17 protein-coding genes and 1 pseudogene are annotated in these 18214 nt (G+C 72.5%); 9 read left to right on the top strand and 9 right to left on the bottom strand.

The genetic code is table 11. The features are described from left to right. From SCK26_RS35630 to SCK26_RS35615, 4 genes are all read right to left on the bottom strand, one after another. On the bottom strand, positions 1 to 576 hold the full coding sequence (locus SCK26_RS35630; protein ID WP_318205510.1) for a response regulator transcription factor: 576 nt from the start codon (positions 574 to 576) through the stop codon (positions 1 to 3). Positions 577 to 927: 351 nt separating this feature from the next. Next, positions 928 to 1137, bottom strand: a complete 210-nt coding sequence (locus SCK26_RS35625) for a ferredoxin (RefSeq protein WP_318205509.1) — start codon at positions 1135 to 1137, stop codon at positions 928 to 930. Positions 1138 to 1142: 5 nt separating this feature from the next. After that, entirely contained in the window at positions 1143 to 2252 is a 1110-nt protein-coding gene (locus SCK26_RS35620; protein ID WP_318205508.1) for a cytochrome P450, read from the bottom strand. A gap of 476 nt (positions 2253 to 2728) precedes the next feature. Continuing rightward, positions 2729 to 3664 carry an oxidoreductase gene (locus SCK26_RS35615; RefSeq protein ID WP_318205507.1) on the bottom strand — a complete coding sequence of 312 codons (936 nt, stop codon included), beginning with the start codon at positions 3662 to 3664 and terminating at the stop codon, positions 2729 to 2731. Between the two features lie 82 nt (positions 3665 to 3746). Between SCK26_RS35615 and SCK26_RS35610 the strand changes: the two genes are divergently transcribed. Beyond that, the gene (locus tag SCK26_RS35610; protein ID WP_318205506.1) at positions 3747 to 4361 is read left to right on the top strand and encodes a TetR family transcriptional regulator; all 615 of its coding nucleotides are present in this window, start codon (positions 3747 to 3749) and stop codon (positions 4359 to 4361) included. 159 nt (positions 4362 to 4520) lie between these two features. On the opposite strand, the gene SCK26_RS35605 is transcribed toward SCK26_RS35610, so the two are convergent. Next, entirely contained in the window at positions 4521 to 4886 is a 366-nt protein-coding gene (locus SCK26_RS35605; protein WP_318205505.1) for an HGxxPAAW family protein, read from the bottom strand. Between the two features lie 116 nt (positions 4887 to 5002). On the opposite strand from SCK26_RS35605, the gene SCK26_RS35600 reads away from it, so the two are divergent. Continuing rightward, the gene (locus tag SCK26_RS35600; RefSeq protein WP_318205504.1) at positions 5003 to 5476 is read left to right on the top strand and encodes a helix-turn-helix domain-containing protein; all 474 of its coding nucleotides are present in this window, start codon (positions 5003 to 5005) and stop codon (positions 5474 to 5476) included. Positions 5477 to 5760: 284 nt separating this feature from the next. On the opposite strand, the gene SCK26_RS35595 is transcribed toward SCK26_RS35600, so the two are convergent. Beyond that, positions 5761 to 6804 carry an Lrp/AsnC family transcriptional regulator gene (locus SCK26_RS35595; protein WP_318205503.1) on the bottom strand — a complete coding sequence of 348 codons (1044 nt, stop codon included), beginning with the start codon at positions 6802 to 6804 and terminating at the stop codon, positions 5761 to 5763. A 119-nt stretch (positions 6805 to 6923) separates the two neighbouring features. Between SCK26_RS35595 and SCK26_RS35590 the strand changes: the two genes are divergently transcribed. Together SCK26_RS35590 and SCK26_RS35585 are read left to right on the top strand one after the other, a co-directional pair. Further along, positions 6924 to 8084, top strand: a complete 1161-nt coding sequence (locus SCK26_RS35590; RefSeq protein ID WP_318205502.1) for an alpha-hydroxy-acid oxidizing protein — start codon at positions 6924 to 6926, stop codon at positions 8082 to 8084. Further along, positions 8083 to 8567: pseudogene (locus SCK26_RS35585) on the top strand (ATP-binding cassette domain-containing protein); the annotation flags it as partial. The gene SCK26_RS35590 and the pseudogene SCK26_RS35585, both read left to right, overlap by 2 nt. Before the next feature lie 218 nt (positions 8568 to 8785). Here the strand turns inward: SCK26_RS35585 and SCK26_RS35580 are convergent. Both SCK26_RS35580 and SCK26_RS35575 read right to left on the bottom strand, forming a co-directional pair. Next, positions 8786 to 8983 carry a hypothetical protein gene (locus SCK26_RS35580; RefSeq protein WP_318205501.1) on the bottom strand — a complete coding sequence of 66 codons (198 nt, stop codon included), beginning with the start codon at positions 8981 to 8983 and terminating at the stop codon, positions 8786 to 8788. A 118-nt stretch (positions 8984 to 9101) separates the two neighbouring features. Further along, positions 9102 to 10154: an alpha/beta hydrolase gene (locus SCK26_RS35575; protein ID WP_318205500.1), complete on the bottom strand. Its 1053-nt coding sequence runs from the start codon at positions 10152 to 10154 to the stop codon at positions 9102 to 9104. A 262-nt stretch (positions 10155 to 10416) separates the two neighbouring features. Here SCK26_RS35575 and SCK26_RS35570 point away from each other — a divergent pair, with 262 nt between their 5' ends. Both SCK26_RS35570 and SCK26_RS35565 read left to right on the top strand, forming a co-directional pair. Next, the gene (locus SCK26_RS35570) at positions 10417 to 10782 is read left to right on the top strand and encodes a MazG-like family protein (RefSeq protein WP_318205499.1); all 366 of its coding nucleotides are present in this window, start codon (positions 10417 to 10419) and stop codon (positions 10780 to 10782) included. Positions 10783 to 10902: 120 nt separating this feature from the next. Next, complete coding sequence (locus SCK26_RS35565; RefSeq protein WP_318206162.1) at positions 10903 to 11805, top strand: EamA family transporter; 903 nt, start codon at positions 10903 to 10905, stop codon at positions 11803 to 11805. Between the two features lie 60 nt (positions 11806 to 11865). Here the strand turns inward: SCK26_RS35565 and SCK26_RS35560 are convergent, their stop codons facing one another. Then, the gene (locus SCK26_RS35560; RefSeq protein WP_318205498.1) at positions 11866 to 15684 is read right to left on the bottom strand and encodes a hypothetical protein; all 3819 of its coding nucleotides are present in this window, start codon (positions 15682 to 15684) and stop codon (positions 11866 to 11868) included. Between the two features lie 261 nt (positions 15685 to 15945). Between SCK26_RS35560 and SCK26_RS35555 the strand changes: the two genes are divergently transcribed. The 3 genes from SCK26_RS35555 to SCK26_RS35545 all read left to right on the top strand — a co-directional run bounded on the left by SCK26_RS35555 (position 15946) and on the right by SCK26_RS35545 (position 18158). Next, the gene (locus SCK26_RS35555) at positions 15946 to 16092 is read left to right on the top strand and encodes a hypothetical protein (protein WP_318205497.1); all 147 of its coding nucleotides are present in this window, start codon (positions 15946 to 15948) and stop codon (positions 16090 to 16092) included. Between the two features lies 1 nt (position 16093). After that, positions 16094 to 17098, top strand: a complete 1005-nt coding sequence (locus tag SCK26_RS35550) for a peptidoglycan-binding protein (RefSeq protein ID WP_318205496.1) — start codon at positions 16094 to 16096, stop codon at positions 17096 to 17098. A gap of 166 nt (positions 17099 to 17264) precedes the next feature. Continuing rightward, the gene (locus tag SCK26_RS35545) at positions 17265 to 18158 is read left to right on the top strand and encodes a DUF6528 family protein (RefSeq protein ID WP_318205495.1); all 894 of its coding nucleotides are present in this window, start codon (positions 17265 to 17267) and stop codon (positions 18156 to 18158) included. Positions 18159 to 18214: the final 56 nt, after the last annotated feature.

Raw genomic sequence — 18214 nt, 5'->3', positions numbered from 1 at the left:
TCAGCCGGCGGCGGACGCGATGAGCTGCGCCCGGGACGCCATGTGTGCCTTGGCGAGCACGTTGGACACGTGGAACTTGACGGTCTTCTCGCTGAGCCCGAGCTGGCGGGCGATCTCCTTGTTGGCCAGGCCGCGCCGTATCAGTGCGAGCACCTCGGACTCGCGTGAGGTCAGGGGCGTGTGGGTGGGGACGAGGGACAGGCGGCGGGGCGGGGTGGCGCGTACGCATCTGAGCAGCGAGCCGCTGAGGCCGGGCGACACGTAGCCGCTGCCGTCCCGGGCCCGGCGGACCGCCGTGACGAGTTCCTCCTCCGGGTCGTCGGAGTGGACGAGCGCGGTCACGTCGGCGTGGGCGCTGCGGATCCAGTCGGCGGCGGTGTCCGCGTCGGTCACGACGACGACCACGCAGGCGTCGAGGCGGGCCAGGTCGCGGGTGTCGCCGTGCGACCGCGCGGGGCTGTCGACGAGTACGACGACATCGGGTGCACACAGGGCGGCGACCGAGACGAGTTCGCAGAGGTCTCCCGCCTCGCCGACCACGATCAGCCCCGGGTCCTGCTCCAGGGCCGCGCGCATACCCAGGCGCGCGTAGGGATGTCGATCACATACAACGATCCTTGTCTGGGGCCGACTTTCCAAGTTTTTCCGCTTTCCTGCTTGAAGTGGAATTCACGCAGGGGTGAGAACGCGTCCCGGAATACTGGTTCCGGGGAGTTTTTGGGCACGGCTTTGCCGGACGGTGGCATGGGAAATGAAATGCCGGAATGTTCCCGCGGAAAGGCGCGGTGACCCGCTCCGTGTGTGCGGCGAAAACCGTGTCCGGGCCGTCGTACGCCGGTTCCTGCCGGCGTACGACGGAAATTCATCGGGCCGGCGGGAGGCGCGGCCCGCGGTGCACGGCGTACTCGACCCCCGTCTACGGCCTCGTCAGTGCGAGGCGACCTGGTCCGTGACGCCGATCGCGCCGACCGGACACAGCTGGGCGGCCGTCTCGACCGAGGCGCGCAGGTGCTCCGGCGGCTGTGCGTTCCGCAGCGTCACCAGTCCGTCCGCGTCGTCCTGGTCGAACACCTCGGGCGCGGTCACCACGCAGTTGCCGGAGCCGCAGCACAGTTCTCTGTCGACGGTGATCCGCATGGGCCTCACCAGCTCACCGGCAGCTCGGCCAGGCCGAAGGTGACGGCCATGGGGCGCTTGGGCACGTCCGCGAGGGTGGTCTCGGAGCGCAGCGTGGGGAACCGCCGGGCGAGTTCGACCAGGGCGATGCGCAGCTCGGCGCGGGCCAGCGGCTGGCCGATGCACTGGTGCAGGCCGAAACCGAACGCCATGTGGCGGTGGGCCTCGGACCGCGCCGGGTCGAACAGCTCGGGGTCGTGGAAGACGGAGGGGTCGCGGTTGGCCATGGACAGCATGGCGACGACTCCTTCGCCGGCCCGGACGGTCCGGCCGCCGATCTCGGCGTCCTCCAGGGCCAGCCGGGGCAGGCCGGTGCGGACGACGGTGATGTAGCGCAGCAGTTCCTCGACCATGCCGGGCGCCACCGCGGGGTCCTCGCGTACGGCCTGGAGGCTTTCGGGGTGCTCCAGGAGGGCGAGGGCGGACAGCCCGATCATGTTCGCGGTGGTCTCGTGGCCGGCGACGAGCAGCAGCATCGCCATGCTGAGGAGTTCGTCCTCGCGCAGTTCGCCGGGGACGACGCGCTCGGCCACCAGCCTGCTGAGCAGGTCGTCGCCGGGTGTTGTCCGCTTGAACTTGATCAGTTCGCCCAGGAAGCCGCTGAGCGCGCCGAGGGCGGCCTCGACCTCCTCGGGGCCGGAGTTGCGGTCCATGATCGCGCGGCTGTGGAGCTGGAAGAAGTCGTGGTCGGAGTAGGGAACCCCGAGCAGGTGGCAGATGGTCATGGACGGGACCGGCAACGCGAAGTCGTTCATCAGGTCCGCGGGCGGGCCGGCGGCCCGCATGCGCTCCAGCGCCTCGACCACCGTCTCCTCGATCAGCGGCTCGATCCGCCGAATGTTCTTGATCATGAACTCGGCGGTGAGCATGCGCCGGAAGCGGCTGTGCGCCTCGCCGTCCATGAAGATGAACAGACCGGAGGCGTCCTCCTGCTTCGGCGGAATCGGGTTCAGCACCGGAAAACCCGGACGGTACTGGTCCGAGCTGAAGCCGGGATGGCGCAGCAGCTGGCGGACGTCCTCGTGCCGGGTGACCAGCCAGGCCCAGCCTCCGAACGGGAGCCTGACCCTGCCCATCGGCCCGCCCAGCCGGGCCTCGTCGTCCGGTGTGACGGGAATGAAGGGATTGCTGTCCGGACCGATGAACGGGAAAGCTGGAAGTTCTGCGACATCAACGCTTGACAATTCCGTCAATTCGACCCCCGTAGAACTGCGTTGAAATGACGGATTAACCCTAGCAAGAAACCGGCCAAATATCGGCTGTGACCTGGGTCACAGACCGCCGAGTACGCTCCGGATGCATGCGCCGTCCGAGGGATGCGTCCCCTTTCGGTAAAACAGGCGTCATCATCCGGAAAACTTCGGTGGGGGCCTGGTCCATCCGGTCCGCGGGATAAAAACGGCCGCCGGGAAAAAATCCGCAGCTCAAAGCCGTCCCGGCCGGTGCCGCGGCGAGGCGGGCGCCGGCCGCCCGGGGTGCGGGGGCGGGGGCGGCGGAAGCACCGGATCCGGAGGCCGGTGGCGAAGGTGTGGTCACCGGCCTCCGGATCCGGTCAGGCGGCGGCCGGGAGTGCGAAGCGGACGCCGGTCAGCCCCTCCGACAGCTCCCACAGTCGCTTGCCGGTCGCCGGGTCGGCGGCGCGCGGGGCCAGCCGCACCTGCTTGGGCGCGCCCCGCAGTTCGGCCATGCCGTCCGGTCCGAACAGCTCGCCGCCGCGCACACCGTCGGCGGTGGCCGCGTACAACTGGGGCAGGGCGCCCTGGTCGGGGGCTTGGGCGAGCGGCAGCAGCAGGCGGCCGAAGAGGAATTTCACCATGCCGACGGGAGCGGCCGTCTGCAGGTTGGTGGCCGTGTAACCGGGGTGGGCCAGCACGCTGCGGACCGGGCTGCCCGCCGCGCTCAGCCGCCGGTGCAGTTCCCAGCCGAAGACGGCGTTGGCCAGCTTGGACTGGTTGTAGTAGCCCATGGGCGAGTACGCGCGCTCACCGGTCAGGTCGTCGAAGAACATCTTGCCCTGGCGGTGGTTGGTGGAGGTCACCGTGACCACGCGGGGGTCCTCTCCCTGCGCCAGCTGGTCGAGCAGCAGCCCGGTGAGGGCGAAGTGGCCGAGGTGGTTGGCGGCGAACTGCACTTCCTGGCCCTGCTCGGTGAGCGTCCTCGGCGGCGCCATCACACCGGCGTTGTTGACGAGCACATCGGGGCGCACACCGTCGGAGCGCAGCCGGTCGGCGAACGCGCGGACCGAGTCCGGGTCGGACAGGTCCAGCCGCCGCACCTCCAGCCGGGCCCCGGCCACGCCGGCCGACACCTCCGCGACCGCCCGCCGCCCCTTGGCCTCGTCACGGACGGCGAGGACCACATGGGCACCCTTGCGCACGAGCGCCCGGGTGGTCGCCAGACCGAGGCCGCTGTTCGCTCCGGTGACGACGAACACCCGTCCCTTCTGGTCCGGGATCTGATCGGCGGTCCAGCGCTTCTGACTCGTCATACGGCCCACCGTGCCTTACCTGTCACCAAGTGTCAAGTGTGACACTCTGGGCCAGCTGCGGCACGGCGGATACGATGGGTGGATGACTTCCCGCCCTGTAGGAACCCTGGCCCAGCGCAAGCGGCAGCTGGTCGCGGACGAGTTGACCCAGGCGGCGCTGGGCCTGCTGGCGCGCGGCGGATTCGACGCGGTCACGGTGGACGAGATCGCCGCCGCCGCGGGAGTGTCGAAGCGGACGTTCTTCCGGTACTTCGCGTCCAAGGAGGACGTGGTCGTCCAGTTCCTGACCGGGCTGGGCGCGGCCATGCGGGAGGAACTGGCGGGCCGTCCGGCGCCGGAACCGCCGTCCACCGCCCTGCGGCACACGGTGTGGCGGTCCATCGACGCCTGCGCGGGCGAGACCGAACGGACCCTGAAAGTCGTGCAGTTGATCCTCGGGACGCCGGCCCTGCTCGCCCGTTTCCTCGAACGGCAGGCCCAGTGGCGCGAGGAGCTGGCGGCGGAGGTGGCCGGACGCCTCGGCCTCGACGCGGCGACGGAGCTGTACCCGCGCCTGGCCGCCGGCATGGCGCTGACCGCCTTCCACACCGTGCTGCAACGGTGGAGCGAGAGCGACGGCACGGAGGATCCCGCCGCACTGACCGACCGCTGCTTCACGGTCATCGCGCCGGCGCTGGACGCGCTGCCGGGCGAGTAGGCCGTCGAGAACGTCCCGGCCGGCCCTCCGCGTGCCGTGCGGCGTACGGGCAAGGAGGGTGCGGGCCCTCAGGCGGGAGGCGCGCACGAGGCGCCGGGTCCCGGCCGGCCGCCTCGTCCGGCGGCCGGCCGGGACCCGGCGTGGATACTCACCAGGCGCTCAGGACGACACGTCCGCGCCAGCGGCCGCCGTCTCGGGGGTGGGCACGGTCGCCGTGGCCTCGCGCGCCCAGGCCGCGCGTCGCCCGGCCAGCCTGCAGGCGACACAGCCGGGGTGGCCCTGCCGCGCGGACTGGTCGCGCACACCCAGCGGGTGCTGCCCGGCGGGCCGTACCCCCGGCGGCTTGCCCCAGCCGGCGAGGTGGAGGACCCATGTGACGAGCACTGCCGCCACCGTGAGGGCCAGGCCCAGCCAGATTCCCGGGCGCCAGCCGCAGACGCCGACACCGATCACCGCGGTGCCTATGGTCGCCACGGCGCAACCGGTCCATCCTGCCACCGTGTGGCCTTCGTCGTGTGCGCTCACGTGCCCCCTCCTCGCGCCGCCGGAATCGGCCCGATCACGTCATGGCCGGACCGCGGCACTCGACCTAAAATAACTTAGCGAGTAAGGAATCTATCCCAGGGACCAAGGGAGTCGCAATGGAGGCCCCGCAGTGGAGATCTGACGTTCCCTCAGACACGATCCGCGCACTCGGCGACCTCGTCGCGACCAGCATCGTCGGGCAGCAGGAGTTCGCCCGGAGCCTGGGGCTGAGCATGATGGACCTGATCTGCCTCGCCCATGTGCTCGCGGCCGGGGACTCCCCCGTCACCGCCGGCGACCTGGCCGCCCGCGCCCACGTGACCACGGGCGCGGTGACCGGCATCCTCAACCGCCTGGAGCGCGGCGGTTTCGTCACCCGCGAGCCCGATCCCGCCGACCGCCGCCGCGTCCTCGTCGCCGCCGTCCCGGCCGCCGCGGACCGGGTCCGCACCGTCTACGGCCCCTACTACGCGCGGCTCACCGAACTGTTCGCCCAGTACACCCCGGCCGAGATCTCGATCGTCACCGACTGGTTCACCCGCGCGGCGGCGGTGACCCGCACGTATCTGGAGGAGGCCTGCGAGACATAGCTCAAGGACGCTGCCCCGACGCGGACTCGCCGCGCCGTACACCGCGAGCGGCGACGGCTGTCCTGGCGCTCGCCCGGCTTGCGAGCGGTGCGCTTCCCGCGCGGGCCGCCCGACGGTCCGACGCCGTACCGGACCGCGCCGGAACGGCTCGCCGCCGAGCTTCCCATGGGGGCGTGGCCGCCACGGTACGCAGGCCGGTCGACGATGTCCTCGCGGGTGAAACGACCGGTCGAAAACCCGGCCGAGGTGCCCGGACTTCCGACTACCGCCGAGGCCGACGGCGTTCAGAGTCGCGGCTCGGCCCAGACGTCGGGCGGGACGATCCCGGCGGAGCGGCCGTCGGGGTCGAGGAGGTGGCCGAGGAGTTTGTCGTGGCGCAGGGTGATGACGCGGTCGACGATGTCCAGGCCCGGGTGGGCGTCCGCGAGTCGGGTCTCCAGGCGCGGGACGTCGTCCACGGAGTGCAGGACGGCCTGGAGGACGAGGTTGTGCGGACCGCTGATCGCGGCGCAGTTGCGGGTCTCGGGCCGGCGGACGAGCGCGTGGCCGACCTCGGGAAGGTCGGTCGGCGGGACCTTGGCCCAGAAGGTGACGGCGACCGGCCAGCCGCCGAGGGGACGGGCGAAGTCGCAGCGGAAGCGCAGGAGGTCGAGGCGGACCAGCTGCTCCACCCGGCGTTTGACGGTGGACAGGCTGACGCCCAGGTGGGTGGCCAGGCTCTGGTAGGAGGCGCGGCCGTCGTACCCCAGCCGGCTGAGCATGGCCCGGTCGAACGGGGTGATCTCGCGGTGTCCGCCGCGGGACGGCCGGACGGCCGGCGGTGCGGTCAGCCGGGTGCGCTGGCCGGGGTCGAGCGCGGCGATGCGCCAGCGGCCGCCCTCGGTGAACATATGGGTGACGATCCTGGCGTGCACCGCGGTGACACCGGGGACCCGTGGGAGCAGGTCGAGGGTGTAGCGCGCCAGCGCGGGCAGGCCGTCGGTGGCGACGGTCGCGAGGATGTCGTGGTCCGCCGCGGCACGTTCGATGGTCACCATGTGCGGGTGCCTGCCGAGCGCCTCGACCGCCTGGGCGGTGGCCCCCGGAGCGCAGTCGATCCGGACGAAGGCGAGGCACAGCCGGTCGAGCAGCCGCGGGCCGGGTGAGAGACCCACCCAGACCGTGCCGTGCCCGGCGAGGCGCCGGAAGCGACGGGCGACGGTGACCGGGTCCACGCCGAGGGCCCGGCCGAGTTCGGTCCAGGACGCTCTGGGCCGGAGCTGGAGGGCATGGACCAGCGCCAGGTCGTCCTCGCTGAGCGGCTTCGCCGATTCCTGCGTCCGGGGCATCTGTGTGGCGAGAATCCTGCGTTTCGTGGGCGTGCGGGGCTGCTGCTCCCACTGTAGGGCTCGAAGCCCGCGCCGACGGGCCGTACCGGCAAACAGCGAAGCAGCGGGGAGCGGAATCGATGACCTACGCGGACTACCAGTACGAGATCTATCTCGACGGGCTGCGCGGAGTGCTGCCCAGCCTGCCGATGACCTACGCGGACCTCGAACCGCCGGCCCAGGCGGCGATGCCGCCGTCGGTCCGCTCGTACGTGGCCGGAGGCGCCGGCGACGAGCACACCCAGCGGGCGAACGTCACCGCGTTCGAGGGATGGGGACTGGTCCCGCGGATGATGGTCAGCCCCACCCGGCGCGACCTGTCCGTGGACCTGTTCGGGCTGCGCCTGGCCACGCCGCTGTTCATGGCGCCGGTCGGTGTGATCGGGCTGTGCACCCAGGACGGCCACGGCGACCTCGCCGCCGCGCGCGCCGCCGCCCGTACCGGCGTGCCCATGGTCGCCTCCACCCTCACGGTCGACCCGATGGAGGACGTGGCCCCGGAGTTCGGTGACACACCCGGCTTCTTCCAGCTCTACACCCCGGCCGACCGGGAGGTGGCCGAGAGCCTGGTGCGCCGGGCGGAGGCCGCCGGGTTCAAGGGCATCGTGGTCACCCTCGACACCTGGATTCCCGGCTGGCGACCGCGCGACCTGACGGACAGCAACTTTCCCCAGCTGCGCGGCCATTGCCTGGCCAACTACTTCTCCGACCCCGTCTTCCGCTCCCGGCTCGCCAAGTCGCCGGAGGACGACCCGGCGGCCGCCGTGATGCACTGGGCGCAGATCTTCGGCAACCCTCTCACCTGGGACGACCTGCCCTGGCTGCGGTCGATGACCGATCTGCCGCTGATCCTCAAGGGCATCTGCCATCCCGACGACGTCCGGCGCGCCAGGGACGGCGGCGTGGACGGCGTCTACTGCTCCAACCACGGCGGCCGGCAGGCCAACGGCGGCCTTCCCGCGCTCGACGCGCTGCCCGGCGTGGTGGAGGCCGCCGACGGCCTGCCCGTCCTGTTCGACTCCGGCGTACGCACCGGCGCCGATGTCGTCAAGGCCATCGCCCTGGGCGCCACGGCCGTCGGCATCGGCCGCCCCTATGCCTACGGCGCGGCCCTCGCCGGCACCGACGGCATCACCCACGTCCTGCGCGCCCTGCTCGCCGAAGCCGACCTCCTCATGGCCGTCGACGGTTACCCCACCCTCGCCGACCTCACCCCCGACGCCCTGCGCCGCGTCCGCTGACGGCTCCGGAGAGAGCACCCTGCTCAAGCCGATCGCCGGCGAACTGCGGCCCGGCGCCGGGTCGGTGTCCGTCGGCGGCGCCCTCGGCCGTCTGCCGCAGACCCTCCCCCTGACCGGTGACCTCACCGTCGCCGAGGTGCTCGGCGCGGCCGAGGTGATCCGCGCCCTGGACGCCGTCGAGTCCGGGGACGTGAGCGAGGAGCACTTCACCGCCATCGGTGACGACTGGGACCTCGAGGAGCGCGCCCGCGCCCGGCTCGACCGCCTCGGCCTGGCCGGTCCCGCCCTCGACCGCAGGCTGGGCACGCTCAGCGGCGGCCGGGTCGTCTGCCTCGGTCCGGCCGCCCGGCTGCTCAAGCGCCCGGACGTCCTGCTGCTCGACGAGCCGGCCAACAGCCTGGACCGGGGGAAGCCCGGCACAGGCTGTACGACGTACCGGTGGACTTCGGCGGCCTCCTGCTGCTGGTCGCCCACGGCCGCGCCCGGCGCTCGGCCCGCTTCGAGGTGTACCGACTGGTCACCGACCCCCGCCTCGGCGAGGACTGGAGTCCTGCGGGAACAGGATCAAGGCGGCGGCCTACCGCGCCCGGAGGAAGACGGCGCCCGTCGCGGCCGGGAGGCGGCCCGGCGGGCGCGGGCGCCCTTGCGGGCCTCGCGCGACGGGCCGCTCCCCCGGGTTCGCCGAGCGAGTCGGAGGCCGCCTACAGCCCCAGGTCGAGGGCGAGGCACGGGTAGTGCTTCCACGAGCCCTCGGCGTCGTACGGGGCAGCGGACCGAGCCGGCGTGCTCTCGGCCGCTTCGGTCATGTCCTCCAAGCGCACGCGCTCGGGTAGCCTGCCGTAGCGTGCGCGCCGCACGGCTGCCGCGGCGGCGTCCGCCGCGAGTTGTTCCTCTTTCATGACACGTACTCCGCTTCGTCGGTCTTCTTCTGCCAGGCGGGACGGACTCCGGGCCCGTGACGGCCCGGCCGGGGCGGGATCGGTCCGCCTGCGCCGGCCGCGCCCGGGCGGCGCTCCCTCACAGGCGGTCGGCGTCGACGACGGCCTGCGCGAAGGCGGCCGGTGCCTCCTGCGGCAGGTTGTGGCCGACGTCCGCGAGGGTGCGGTGCTCGTAGGGGCCCGTGAAGTGCTCGCGGTAGGCGGAGCCGTCGCCGGCCGGTGTGAAGGGGTCGAGGGCCGGGTCGAGGGTGATCGTGGGAACGTGGACGGGCGGCCGGGCGGCGAGCCGCGTCTCGTAGCGGCTGTAGCGGCGGTCGCTCTCGATCAGGCCGATGCGCCAGCGGTAGTTGTACAGCACGACGGCGGCGTAGTCCGGGTTCTCGAAGGCGCGGGCGGTGCGCTGGAAGGTGGCGTCGTCGAAGTCCCAGTTGGGCGAGACGAGCGTCCACACGTAACGGCACAGGGCGATGCGTTCGTCGACGTTCTCCATCGCCTTCTTGCCGCGCTCGGTGGCGAAGTACCACTGGTACCACCAGTTGTGCTCGACGGACGCGGCGGCGGGATTCTGCTGCGCCTTGACGTCGGTGATGAGGTAACCGCCGGTCGAGACGAGGGCTTTGACGCGTTCGGGCCACAGGGCCGCGATGATGTCGGCGGTGCGCGAGCCCCAGTCGAACCCGGCGAGCACCGCTTTGTCGATCTTGAGGGCGTCCATCAGGGCGACGATGTCGAGCGCGACGGCGGACTGCTCGGCGGTGCGGGGGGTGCGGCGGGACAGGAAACGTGTGCTGCCGTGGCCGCGCAGATAGGGAACGACGACGCGGTACCCCAGGCCGGCCAGGAGCGGCGCGACGTCGACATAGCTGTGGATGTCGTACGGCCAGCCGTGCAGGCACACGACGACCGGGCCGTGGGCGGGGCCCGCCTCGGCGTAACCGATGTCGAGGACGCCGGCCCTGACCTGCTTGAGCGTGCGGAATGCGGTGGGGGTGCCGGGGCTGAGGGCAGGTGCGCCGGCGCGAGGGGGCGAGGCCGTCGCGGCGGAGGCGGTGGACTGCGCGCCGGCCGGCGAGACCGCCGCCGCGCCCGCGCCCCAGCCGGCGGCCTTGGTGAACGTACGCCTGTCGAGCATGAGAAACCCCTCCGTCGCGTGTTCGCTCCCCGAGCTTCACACGCCTTGCGTCACCTGTCAAACCGGTGACGCACTTCGGGTGACTGAAGCGGCGGGATCTCGCGGAGCGGTGCGGCTCCGGGTCAACCGCCGCTCGTACGAGGGACAGTTGGGGCGATCGAAGCCTCAGGAGTGGCGCCGCCCGCGATGATGAACGCGGCCGGACCGGCCACCGGGGCGAGGAAGTCTCGCGGCCGGCGGAACCCGAAGGAGAACGACCCCGATGAGCATCCCCGGCCAGGCGGGCTCCGAAGGCACGCCCTTGCACGCACACCAGTGGGACGACATCGGCCGTCTCGCCGCGCTGTTCACCACTCTGGACACCGCGCGCGGGATGACTCCGGAGCAGCAGTGGATGCTGCAGGCGCTCAAGATCTCCGAGGAGGCGGGCGAGACCGCGCAGGCCGTGATCGGTGTCTGGGGCACCAACCCCCGGAAGGGCCGCAGCCACACATGGCGGCACGTGCAGGAGGAGGTCGCCGACACCGCGATCACCAGCCTGGTGGCGCTGTACCGGATGCTCGGCGAGGAGGCTCCCGTGTTCTTCGCCGCCGTACTCGCCGAGAAGTCCGCCAAGTTCCTTTCCTGAGCCCCGGCAGGCGGGAAAGAAGCCGGTGGCCGCGGCGCTCCGCACTCCCGCGCGGCCGGCCGCCCGAATAAATCAAGTGCCGCGCGGCGCCCGGTCGTCGATAATCCACGCGTGGCCACCATGAACGTCGACAGAGCGGAACGCGGTCCGTCCCCCCGCTCCTCCCTGACCGCGCTGGCCGGACGCGGCTTCGACGCGATTCCGCCCACGGCACTGGTCCTGCTCGGCATCGTCAGCGTCCAGGTGGGCTCGGCGCTGGCCAAGCACCTGTTCGACGCGGTGGGCAGCTTCGGGACCGTCGCGCTGCGCCTGTTCTTCGCGGCGGCGGTGCTCGTGCTGCTGTGGCGGCCCTCGCCGCGCATGCCCCGCCGCACATGGACGGTGGTCCTCGGTTACGGCGTGACGCTCGGCCTGATGAACCTGTGCTTCTATCTGGCGCTGTCCCGGATCCCGCTGGGGATCGCGGTGACCACCGAGTTCCTCGGGCCGCTGGCGGTGGCCCTGGCCGGGTCCAGGCGCTGGCCGGACGCCGTGTGGGCGGTGCTCGCGGCCGGCGGCGTGGTCCTGCTGATGGAGGGCGGCGGCGACCTCGACCTTCTCGGCCTGCTGTTCGCCCTCGCCGCGGGCACGTGCTGGGGTCTGTACATCCTGGTCGGTGCCGCGCTGGGCCGCCATACGTCGGAAGGCGACGGCCTGGCCCTGGGCATGGCCGTCGCCGCACTGATCGCCGTGCCGTTCGGCGTGGCCGACAGCGGTACGGCGCTGCTCCAGCCGTGGGTCCTGCTCGCGGGGCTCGGCGTGGCGCTGTTGTCGTCGGTGATCCCCTATTCGCTGGATCTGGAAGCGCTCCGCAAGGTCCCTCCGCACGTGTTCGGCATCCTGATGAGCCTCGAACCGGCGATGGCGGCCCTCATCGGCCTGGTCGTCCTCGAGGAGTCGCTGCACTGGACGCAGTGGATCGCCGTACTGTGCGTGGTGGCCGCGTCGGCGGGCGCCACCCGCGGCGCCCGCACCGACACCTGACCTCGGGCACCGCCGGCACAGTCCTCGCCGCACCCGTCGGCACAGCCCTCGCAGCACTCCTCAGCACACCCGCCGGTAAGGCACGTCCGCGACGTACATCCGCCATTCCGCCCGGGACAGCCCTCCGCCGGCCCGGCGGCACACCGCCTCCGACACCCGCGCCGGGTCCAGGACGACACGCTGGAGCGGCACGTGTTCCCCCGCCGCGTACAGGCTGCCGCCGTCGCCGGTGAAGGCGAGGGCGAGGATCCTGTCGCCTGCCGTGGGCAGGTCGGTGCCCAGTTGCCGACGGGAGTCGACGTCCCACAGCCGTACGGTGCCCTGCGATCCGGCCGCGGCCAGCACGCCGCCGTCCGGGGAGAACACCAGCGCGGTCGCCTCCTCCTGTTCGCCCGTGGTGCCCCGGAAGTAGCCGCCGGGCAACGCGCCGAGCGAGGTGGCCCGTTCGACGTCCCACAAGGTGATGCCGCCTTCGATGTCCGCGAAGGCGACGCGTCTGCCGTCGGGGCTCAGGGCGCTCATGCACGAGCAGTTCATCGTCTTCCGGGGCCGGCCGTGACCGTCCGCCGGCAGCAGGGCTCCGCTGCTCGTCAGCACGGTGCCGCCGTCGGCGGACAGCGAGGCGATGGAGTCGCCCTCGCCGCCGTCCCCCGCGCCGTCCGGAAGGCGGATGCTGCCGGCCTTTCGTCCGCCGTCGGCCTTCCACACCGTCACCTTCGCGTCGTCGATGCCGGTCGTCAGCACTTCACGGCCGTCGGGGCTGAGCGTCCACCCGGTCATGAACGTGTCGTCGCCGTAGGGCCTGAGTTCGGTGAGCTTTCGGTTGTGGACGGTGTCCCAGACGGTGATGCGTGTCGGATCCGGCTGGTCGGCCGATCCCGAACCGAAGGCGAGGCGCCGGCCGTCGGCGCTGAGGGACACCACCGTCTGGTCGCTGACGCTCAGGGCGTCGGAGTCCTCGGGCAGCCCGGCGGCGGCGATCGTGTACCTCGGCCGGCCGGTCCGCCCGTCGTGGACCCGCAGGCGGGCCGGGTCCTTGCCCCCGGTGTCCAGCACGGCCAGCACCGAACCGTCGGCGCTGAGGGCCGCCGCGGCGGCGGCACGCGCGCTCCAGCGCGGCGCCAGCGCGCTGCCGATGTCGATGCCGTGCACGACGGTCGTTCCGTCCGGACCCGCGGTGGTGTAGCGCAGGACGCGGGCGGCGGTGTCGATGCGGATGTCGTCCGGCTGGATGTCGGTGAGCGGGTAGCGGACCACGGGGGCTTGGGGGTGGTCCAGCCGCCACAGCAGGATGTCGTTGCCGCCGATGCCGGCCAGCAGCGTGCCGTCCGCGCTGAACACGTAGTTCAGCGGCGCGACCTGGGCGAGCTGGGGCAGCCTGTTCCCGGTCCGGACCGTGACACGTCGTATCCCGGTGGTGTCGGCCATCGCCAGGGCGCGGCCGTCGGGCGAGAACTGGACCGCCGCGTCCGGTGCGCAGGCGATCCGCTTGCGCCAGGCCGTGTCGGCACGGTGCCGGGTCCGCATGTCCCAGACGCCGACACCGCCTTGCACACACGCCGCGAGCAGCCGGTTGTCCGGGCTGATGTCTCCGCCGCCGGCCGTCTCCCACCCGTGGGAGGTGTCGGCGAACAGGCGGTGCGCGCTGTCGGCGTCCCACACCTCCAGGCGGTCGCCGGTGCCGACGAAGTAGGCGTGCCCGCTGGAGCTGAACCCGGACCACCCCCGGCTGCCGCTGATCGCACTGCCGATCCAGGTTCCCTCCTCTTCGCCGCCCGGGCCCGTGCCCTGCGGCAATTGGTCCGGCGGCACGAGGAACTCGTCGTCGGCGGGGCCGAGGGTCCCGCCGTGGTAGCGGCGGGTCCGGGTGTCCCACAGCCGGACCCGCATGCCCTCCTCGGTCGGTACGGCCACCTGGCTTCCGTCGGGGCTGATCGTGCCCGTGGAGAGGTCGTCACCGGGCACCCGCTCACTGCCGGTCACCCGGTGCGTCACCACGTCCCGGCGGACGAATCTGCCGCCGCCGAGGCCGAACAGGGTCCGCCCGTCCGGACTGAGCTGCCGGATCTCCGTGGACCCGGGCACCGTGAACGTGGGCAGGTCGCGCTGGGCGAGTGCGCCGATCAGCGCGGACCGGGACTCCGGGGTCCGGCTGAGCCGCCAGGCGGCAACGCTCAGCCGCAGCGCCGTCCCCGGTTCGGTGGTGCGCAGACCGGCTGCGGTGACGGCCGCGCGACGGGCGGTGGCGGCCAGGTGCTGGCGCTCGCTCGTACGGTGCTGCTGCCAGGCCACGACGCCGGCCACCAAGGCCAGCACCAGCAGCACGGACACCGACCCGACCAGCCCGCGCAGCCGCCTGCGTTCACGGGAGTGCGAGGCCGTGCTCGCGGCGAGGAAGTCCCGTTCGACCGCGCTCAGTTCGCGGTGCTGGTCGGCCGGGTCGAAGGCTTCGGCGGCCTCGGCCAGCCGCGCGCCCCGGTACAGCGCGCCCGCGTCCCGGCCCAGTTCCCGCCACGACTCGGCGGCCTCGGTGAGGCGGCGCAGCACCCGCAGCCGGTGCCGGTCGTCCTCGATCCAGCCCCACAGCCGTGGCCAGGCGGTGATGAGTGCCTCGTGGGCCAGGTGGACGGTGTCTCCGTCCAGGGTGATCAGCCGGGCGCGAGCCAGGCGTTCGAGGACCCTGTCGACGGTGTCGGCCGCGTACGGGTCGGTGGTGCGCAGTTCGGCGCGCCGCACCGGCCGGCAGGTGTCGGCGGTGCCCTCGCCGGGTGCGATCAGGCGCAGCAGTATCCGTCGCACCAACTGCGCCTGGCTGTCGGAGAGTCCGGCGTACAGGTCCTCCGCGGTCTGGGCGATGGCGCCGCGTACTCCGCCGGCCGCCTCGTAGGCGCGCAGGGTCAGGGTGCGGCCGGAGCGGCGCCGCCAGGTCTCCAGCAGCGCGTGCGACAGCAGGGGCAGGCCGCCCGGTTCGCCGGCCACCTCCTCCACCAGCTGCGCGGTCAGCGTCCGTTCCACGGTGAGACCGCGCGCCATGGCCGGCTTGACGACGGCCTCGCGCAGCTCCTCGCGGCCCATGGCCGGCACCGGCACCGCGGCGTCCCGCAACACCCGTGCCAGTTCGGGGTGTTCGAGGCAGCGGCCGTAGAAGTCGGCGCGTACGCCGAGCACCACCCGCAGCCGGCTGCCCGGCTCCCGGGCCGCCAGCAGCGCGTCGACGAACCGGGCGCGTTCCTCCGTGTCCCGGCACAGGGTGAAGACCTCTTCGAACTGGTCGACCAGGACCAGGGTGTCGCCGGTGTCACCGGCGGGCCGCAGCTTCTCGGCGTGGGTGCGCGCCGGGTGCGGGCCGGGAGTGAGGATCCGGATGGCGGCGAGGTGTACGCCGGTGTCGGCCGTCCGGCGCAGCCGGGGTATCAGTCCGGCGCGCAGCAAGGAGGACTTGCCGCTGCCCGACGGTCCGAGCACCACCGCGCACCGGTGCCCGCGCACCAGCTCGGCCAGGTCCGCCACGAGCTGGTCGCGGCCGAAGAAGACCTCCGCGTCGCCCGGCTCGAACCGGGTCAGCCCGCGGTACGGGGAGGTCTGCGCGTCCTGGTCCTCGCGGGGCAGCGCGGCCAGTTCGCCGGCGGCGGCCTGCCGGCGTTTCTCCCACGCGTCCGGGTCCCCGCCGCACGCCGTGACGTACGCCCGTGTCACGTCCGCCGACGGCAGCCGCTCCCCTGCCGCCGCCTGGGACAGCGCCGCCGCCGAATACGGGGTGCGCTGTGCCATCGAGCGGTACGTCGGCCCGCCGGCCTCCGCCCGCAGGGCCCGTAACCCCACCGCGAACCGCTGGACCGGCCCCGCCTCCGGATCGATCGGGTTCTCCGGACGTCCCATCCCCTGTCCCCCTCTACCGCACCGGCGCCATCCCCTTGCACCGCGCTCCCACGGTAGGGCCCGGCCCGTGCGGCGGCCAGGCGGCGCGGCGGACCGCCGCACATTGATTACCTGCACGAACAGGGGCTGCTAACCAACTCGGCGGCGGCTGAACTCGTTGTCGGCGGCACCGCCACGGAGCGCCGCACAGCGCCGGCCGGCCGTGTTCACGACCGTCCGCGCCGCCATCCCTCCGCACACCTCGTACACGAAGGAGCGCTCATGACCGAGCCCGTGGAAATGCCGCCCTATCCGGTGGGCGGCGCGGGGATCTTCGACGTCGACCCCGACCAGGCCGGCGTCAGCCAGAACCCCGATGACGCGGTCACCGGAGACACCCAGGCCCTTCCCGAAGACGTGGAGTTCTGACATGGGCAACGTCCAAGGCATGCTCGCCGCGGCCCGCAAGCTGCTGGGCACCACCGAGCACCCGCCCGGTTCCAACCGCAACGTGATCACCAAGTGGTACGGCTTCACCGGCCCGTGGTGCGACATGGCCGTCAGCTACGCCGCCGCCCACTCCGACAACCTGTCCGCGGTCGGCGGCAAGTTCGCCCTCACCACCGCCCACGCCCGGGCCTTCCAGAACAAGGGCCGCTGGCACTACGGCATCGGCGGGATCCGGCCGGGCGACATCGTGTTCTTCGACTGGTCCGGCTCGCGTTCCATCGGTGCCATCGACCACGTCGGCATCGTCGAGGCGGTGCACTCCAACCGCACCATCACCACCCTGGAGGGCAACACCTCCAACGCCTTCCGCCGTCGGCGGCGCAGCTCGGCCTGCATAGTGGGCTACGGCCGTCCCGCCTACAAGGGGGGCAGCGCGCCGATGCCGTCCGGGGACGGCATCCTGCGGCTCGGTTCGAAGGGGCAGGCCGTCAAGACCCTGCAGAAGAACCTCAACACCGTGCAGAAGGCCGGGCTGACCGTGGACGGCGAGTTCGGGCCGGCCACGCAGAAGGCGGTGAAGACCTTCCAGACCAACCACCACCTGAAGGCGGACGGCGAGTACGGCCCGCAGTCGGCGGCGATGATGAAGGCCGCGCTCGCCGGGAAGAAGGCGCCGATCCGGCCGAAGGCCCTCGTCGCGGCCCCGGCGGCGCTGGAGGTCGACGGGATCTTCGGGCCGGCGACCTGCGCGGCGCTCCAGCGCACCCTCAACAGCCGTGGCCAGGCGGGGCTGGAGGTCGACGGGGCGTTCGGTCCGCTGACGGTCACCGCGCTCCAGCGCTACCTGAAGGTCACCGCGGACGGCATCGTGGGCCCCAAGACGGTCACCGCGCTCCAGGGCCACCTGGCCGCGCCGACCAACGGCGAATGGGACGAGGCGACCACCCGGGCCCTGCAGAAGGCCCTGAACGCCGGCTCGTTCTGATCCGCCGGCGCGCGGACCGGAAGGCCGTCACGGGGGGCGGGCTTCCGGTGCCGTGCCGCGGGGGCGGGCCGAGGCCCGTCGCCGTGCCGTGGGGACGGGCCTCGGCCCGTCCCCTTTCCGCCTGTCCCGCCCCACACCGCTCCCCTCACGACCAGGAGAACAACAGATGAGCACCTCCGAGGACACCTCCGGCACGACCGCGGCGTCGACCTACAAGGTGGCGATCACCGAACAGCGCACCGGCCGGATCCTGCTCTTCGACCGGACCGCCCAGTGGACCGACGCCAATGTCCGGTGGAGCTTCAGCACGGGCAACGCCCCCGGCTGGGACCACCCCTTCGAGATCCGCTTCCGGGACACCCGGCGCTACGGCATGATCGCGCTGATGACGTTCGGCCGCCCCGGCGAGGGCCGGGCCGCGATCGTCAACGTGACCTCCAAGGCGCACCTGACCCGGGCCGACCTGCTGTGGTCCGCGCGCGTCACCAGCTATCCGCACTCCATCGAGCGCGTGCCGGACGCCGGAACGGTCGTGGTCGCGGGCTCACGGGACCGGCTGCACGTCTTCGGGCCGTCCGGCAGCGACCCGGCGACCCTGAAGGAGGTGCAGACCCTGGAGTTCGCCAAGGCCCACGCCGTGCTGTGGGACGACCAGAACAAGCTGCTGTGGGTGACCGGCGGCACCGTCGTGCGCAGCTACCGCGTCACCGGGTCGATGCGCGACTCCCGGCTGGTCAAGCACGGGCCGGACATCACGATCGCCGGCAACGGCCACGATCTCCAGCCGGACTACAGCCGGCCCGGCACGCTGCTCGTCGCCGACAGCCACCACGTCTATTCCCTGGACAAGAAGACCCGCGCCCTCACCACCGCGGCCTCGCTGCCGTATCCCAAGTCCTATGTGCGGCACGCGAACGGCCAGGCCATGTGGACCACCGACCCCAACGCGGAGGACTCCGTCTGGGGCGGCCCCACCGTCCACTTCTCCGCGGGCGGCGACCGCACCCGCGCCGGCGCCCGGATCTACAAGGCGCGGCTGTACACGACCCAGTTCCACTGAGACGCCGCCGAGGCCGGCGGCCCGGGCCTGGTGCGAGAAGGCGCCGTGCTCCGCCG

Source organism: Streptomyces sp. SCL15-4, from assembly GCF_033366695.1.
Lineage (GTDB): Bacteria > Actinomycetota > Actinomycetes > Streptomycetales > Streptomycetaceae > Streptomyces.
Note: the sequence above shows the minus strand (reverse complement) of the source record. Positions and strands in the feature narration are given on the sequence as shown.

Excerpts from the sequence above, each read along its gene's own strand:
- SCK26_RS35570 (WP_318205499.1), top strand. The coding sequence starts at position 10,417 with ATGAGCATCCCCGGCCAGGCGGGCTCCGAAGGCACGCCCTTGCACGCA.
- SCK26_RS35555 (WP_318205497.1), top strand. The coding sequence starts at position 15,946 with ATGACCGAGCCCGTGGAAATGCCGCCCTATCCGGTGGGCGGCGCGGGG.
- SCK26_RS35575 (WP_318205500.1), bottom strand. The coding sequence starts at position 10,154 with ATGCTCGACAGGCGTACGTTCACCAAGGCCGCCGGCTGGGGCGCGGGC.
- SCK26_RS35610 (WP_318205506.1), top strand. The coding sequence starts at position 3,747 with ATGACTTCCCGCCCTGTAGGAACCCTGGCCCAGCGCAAGCGGCAGCTG.
- SCK26_RS35580 (WP_318205501.1), bottom strand. The coding sequence starts at position 8,983 with ATGAAAGAGGAACAACTCGCGGCGGACGCCGCCGCGGCAGCCGTGCGG.
- SCK26_RS35600 (WP_318205504.1), top strand. The coding sequence starts at position 5,003 with ATGGAGGCCCCGCAGTGGAGATCTGACGTTCCCTCAGACACGATCCGC.
- SCK26_RS35545 (WP_318205495.1), top strand. The coding sequence starts at position 17,265 with ATGAGCACCTCCGAGGACACCTCCGGCACGACCGCGGCGTCGACCTAC.
- SCK26_RS35625 (WP_318205509.1), bottom strand. The coding sequence starts at position 1,137 with ATGCGGATCACCGTCGACAGAGAACTGTGCTGCGGCTCCGGCAACTGC.
- SCK26_RS35550 (WP_318205496.1), top strand. The coding sequence starts at position 16,094 with ATGGGCAACGTCCAAGGCATGCTCGCCGCGGCCCGCAAGCTGCTGGGC.
- SCK26_RS35565 (WP_318206162.1), top strand. The coding sequence starts at position 10,903 with ATGAACGTCGACAGAGCGGAACGCGGTCCGTCCCCCCGCTCCTCCCTG.
- SCK26_RS35590 (WP_318205502.1), top strand. The coding sequence starts at position 6,924 with ATGACCTACGCGGACTACCAGTACGAGATCTATCTCGACGGGCTGCGC.
- SCK26_RS35560 (WP_318205498.1), bottom strand. The coding sequence starts at position 15,684 with ATGGGACGTCCGGAGAACCCGATCGATCCGGAGGCGGGGCCGGTCCAG.
- SCK26_RS35630 (WP_318205510.1), bottom strand. The coding sequence starts at position 576 with ATGCGCGCGGCCCTGGAGCAGGACCCGGGGCTGATCGTGGTCGGCGAG.
- SCK26_RS35595 (WP_318205503.1), bottom strand. The coding sequence starts at position 6,804 with ATGCCCCGGACGCAGGAATCGGCGAAGCCGCTCAGCGAGGACGACCTG.
- SCK26_RS35620 (WP_318205508.1), bottom strand. The coding sequence starts at position 2,252 with ATGGGCAGGGTCAGGCTCCCGTTCGGAGGCTGGGCCTGGCTGGTCACC.
- SCK26_RS35615 (WP_318205507.1), bottom strand. The coding sequence starts at position 3,664 with ATGACGAGTCAGAAGCGCTGGACCGCCGATCAGATCCCGGACCAGAAG.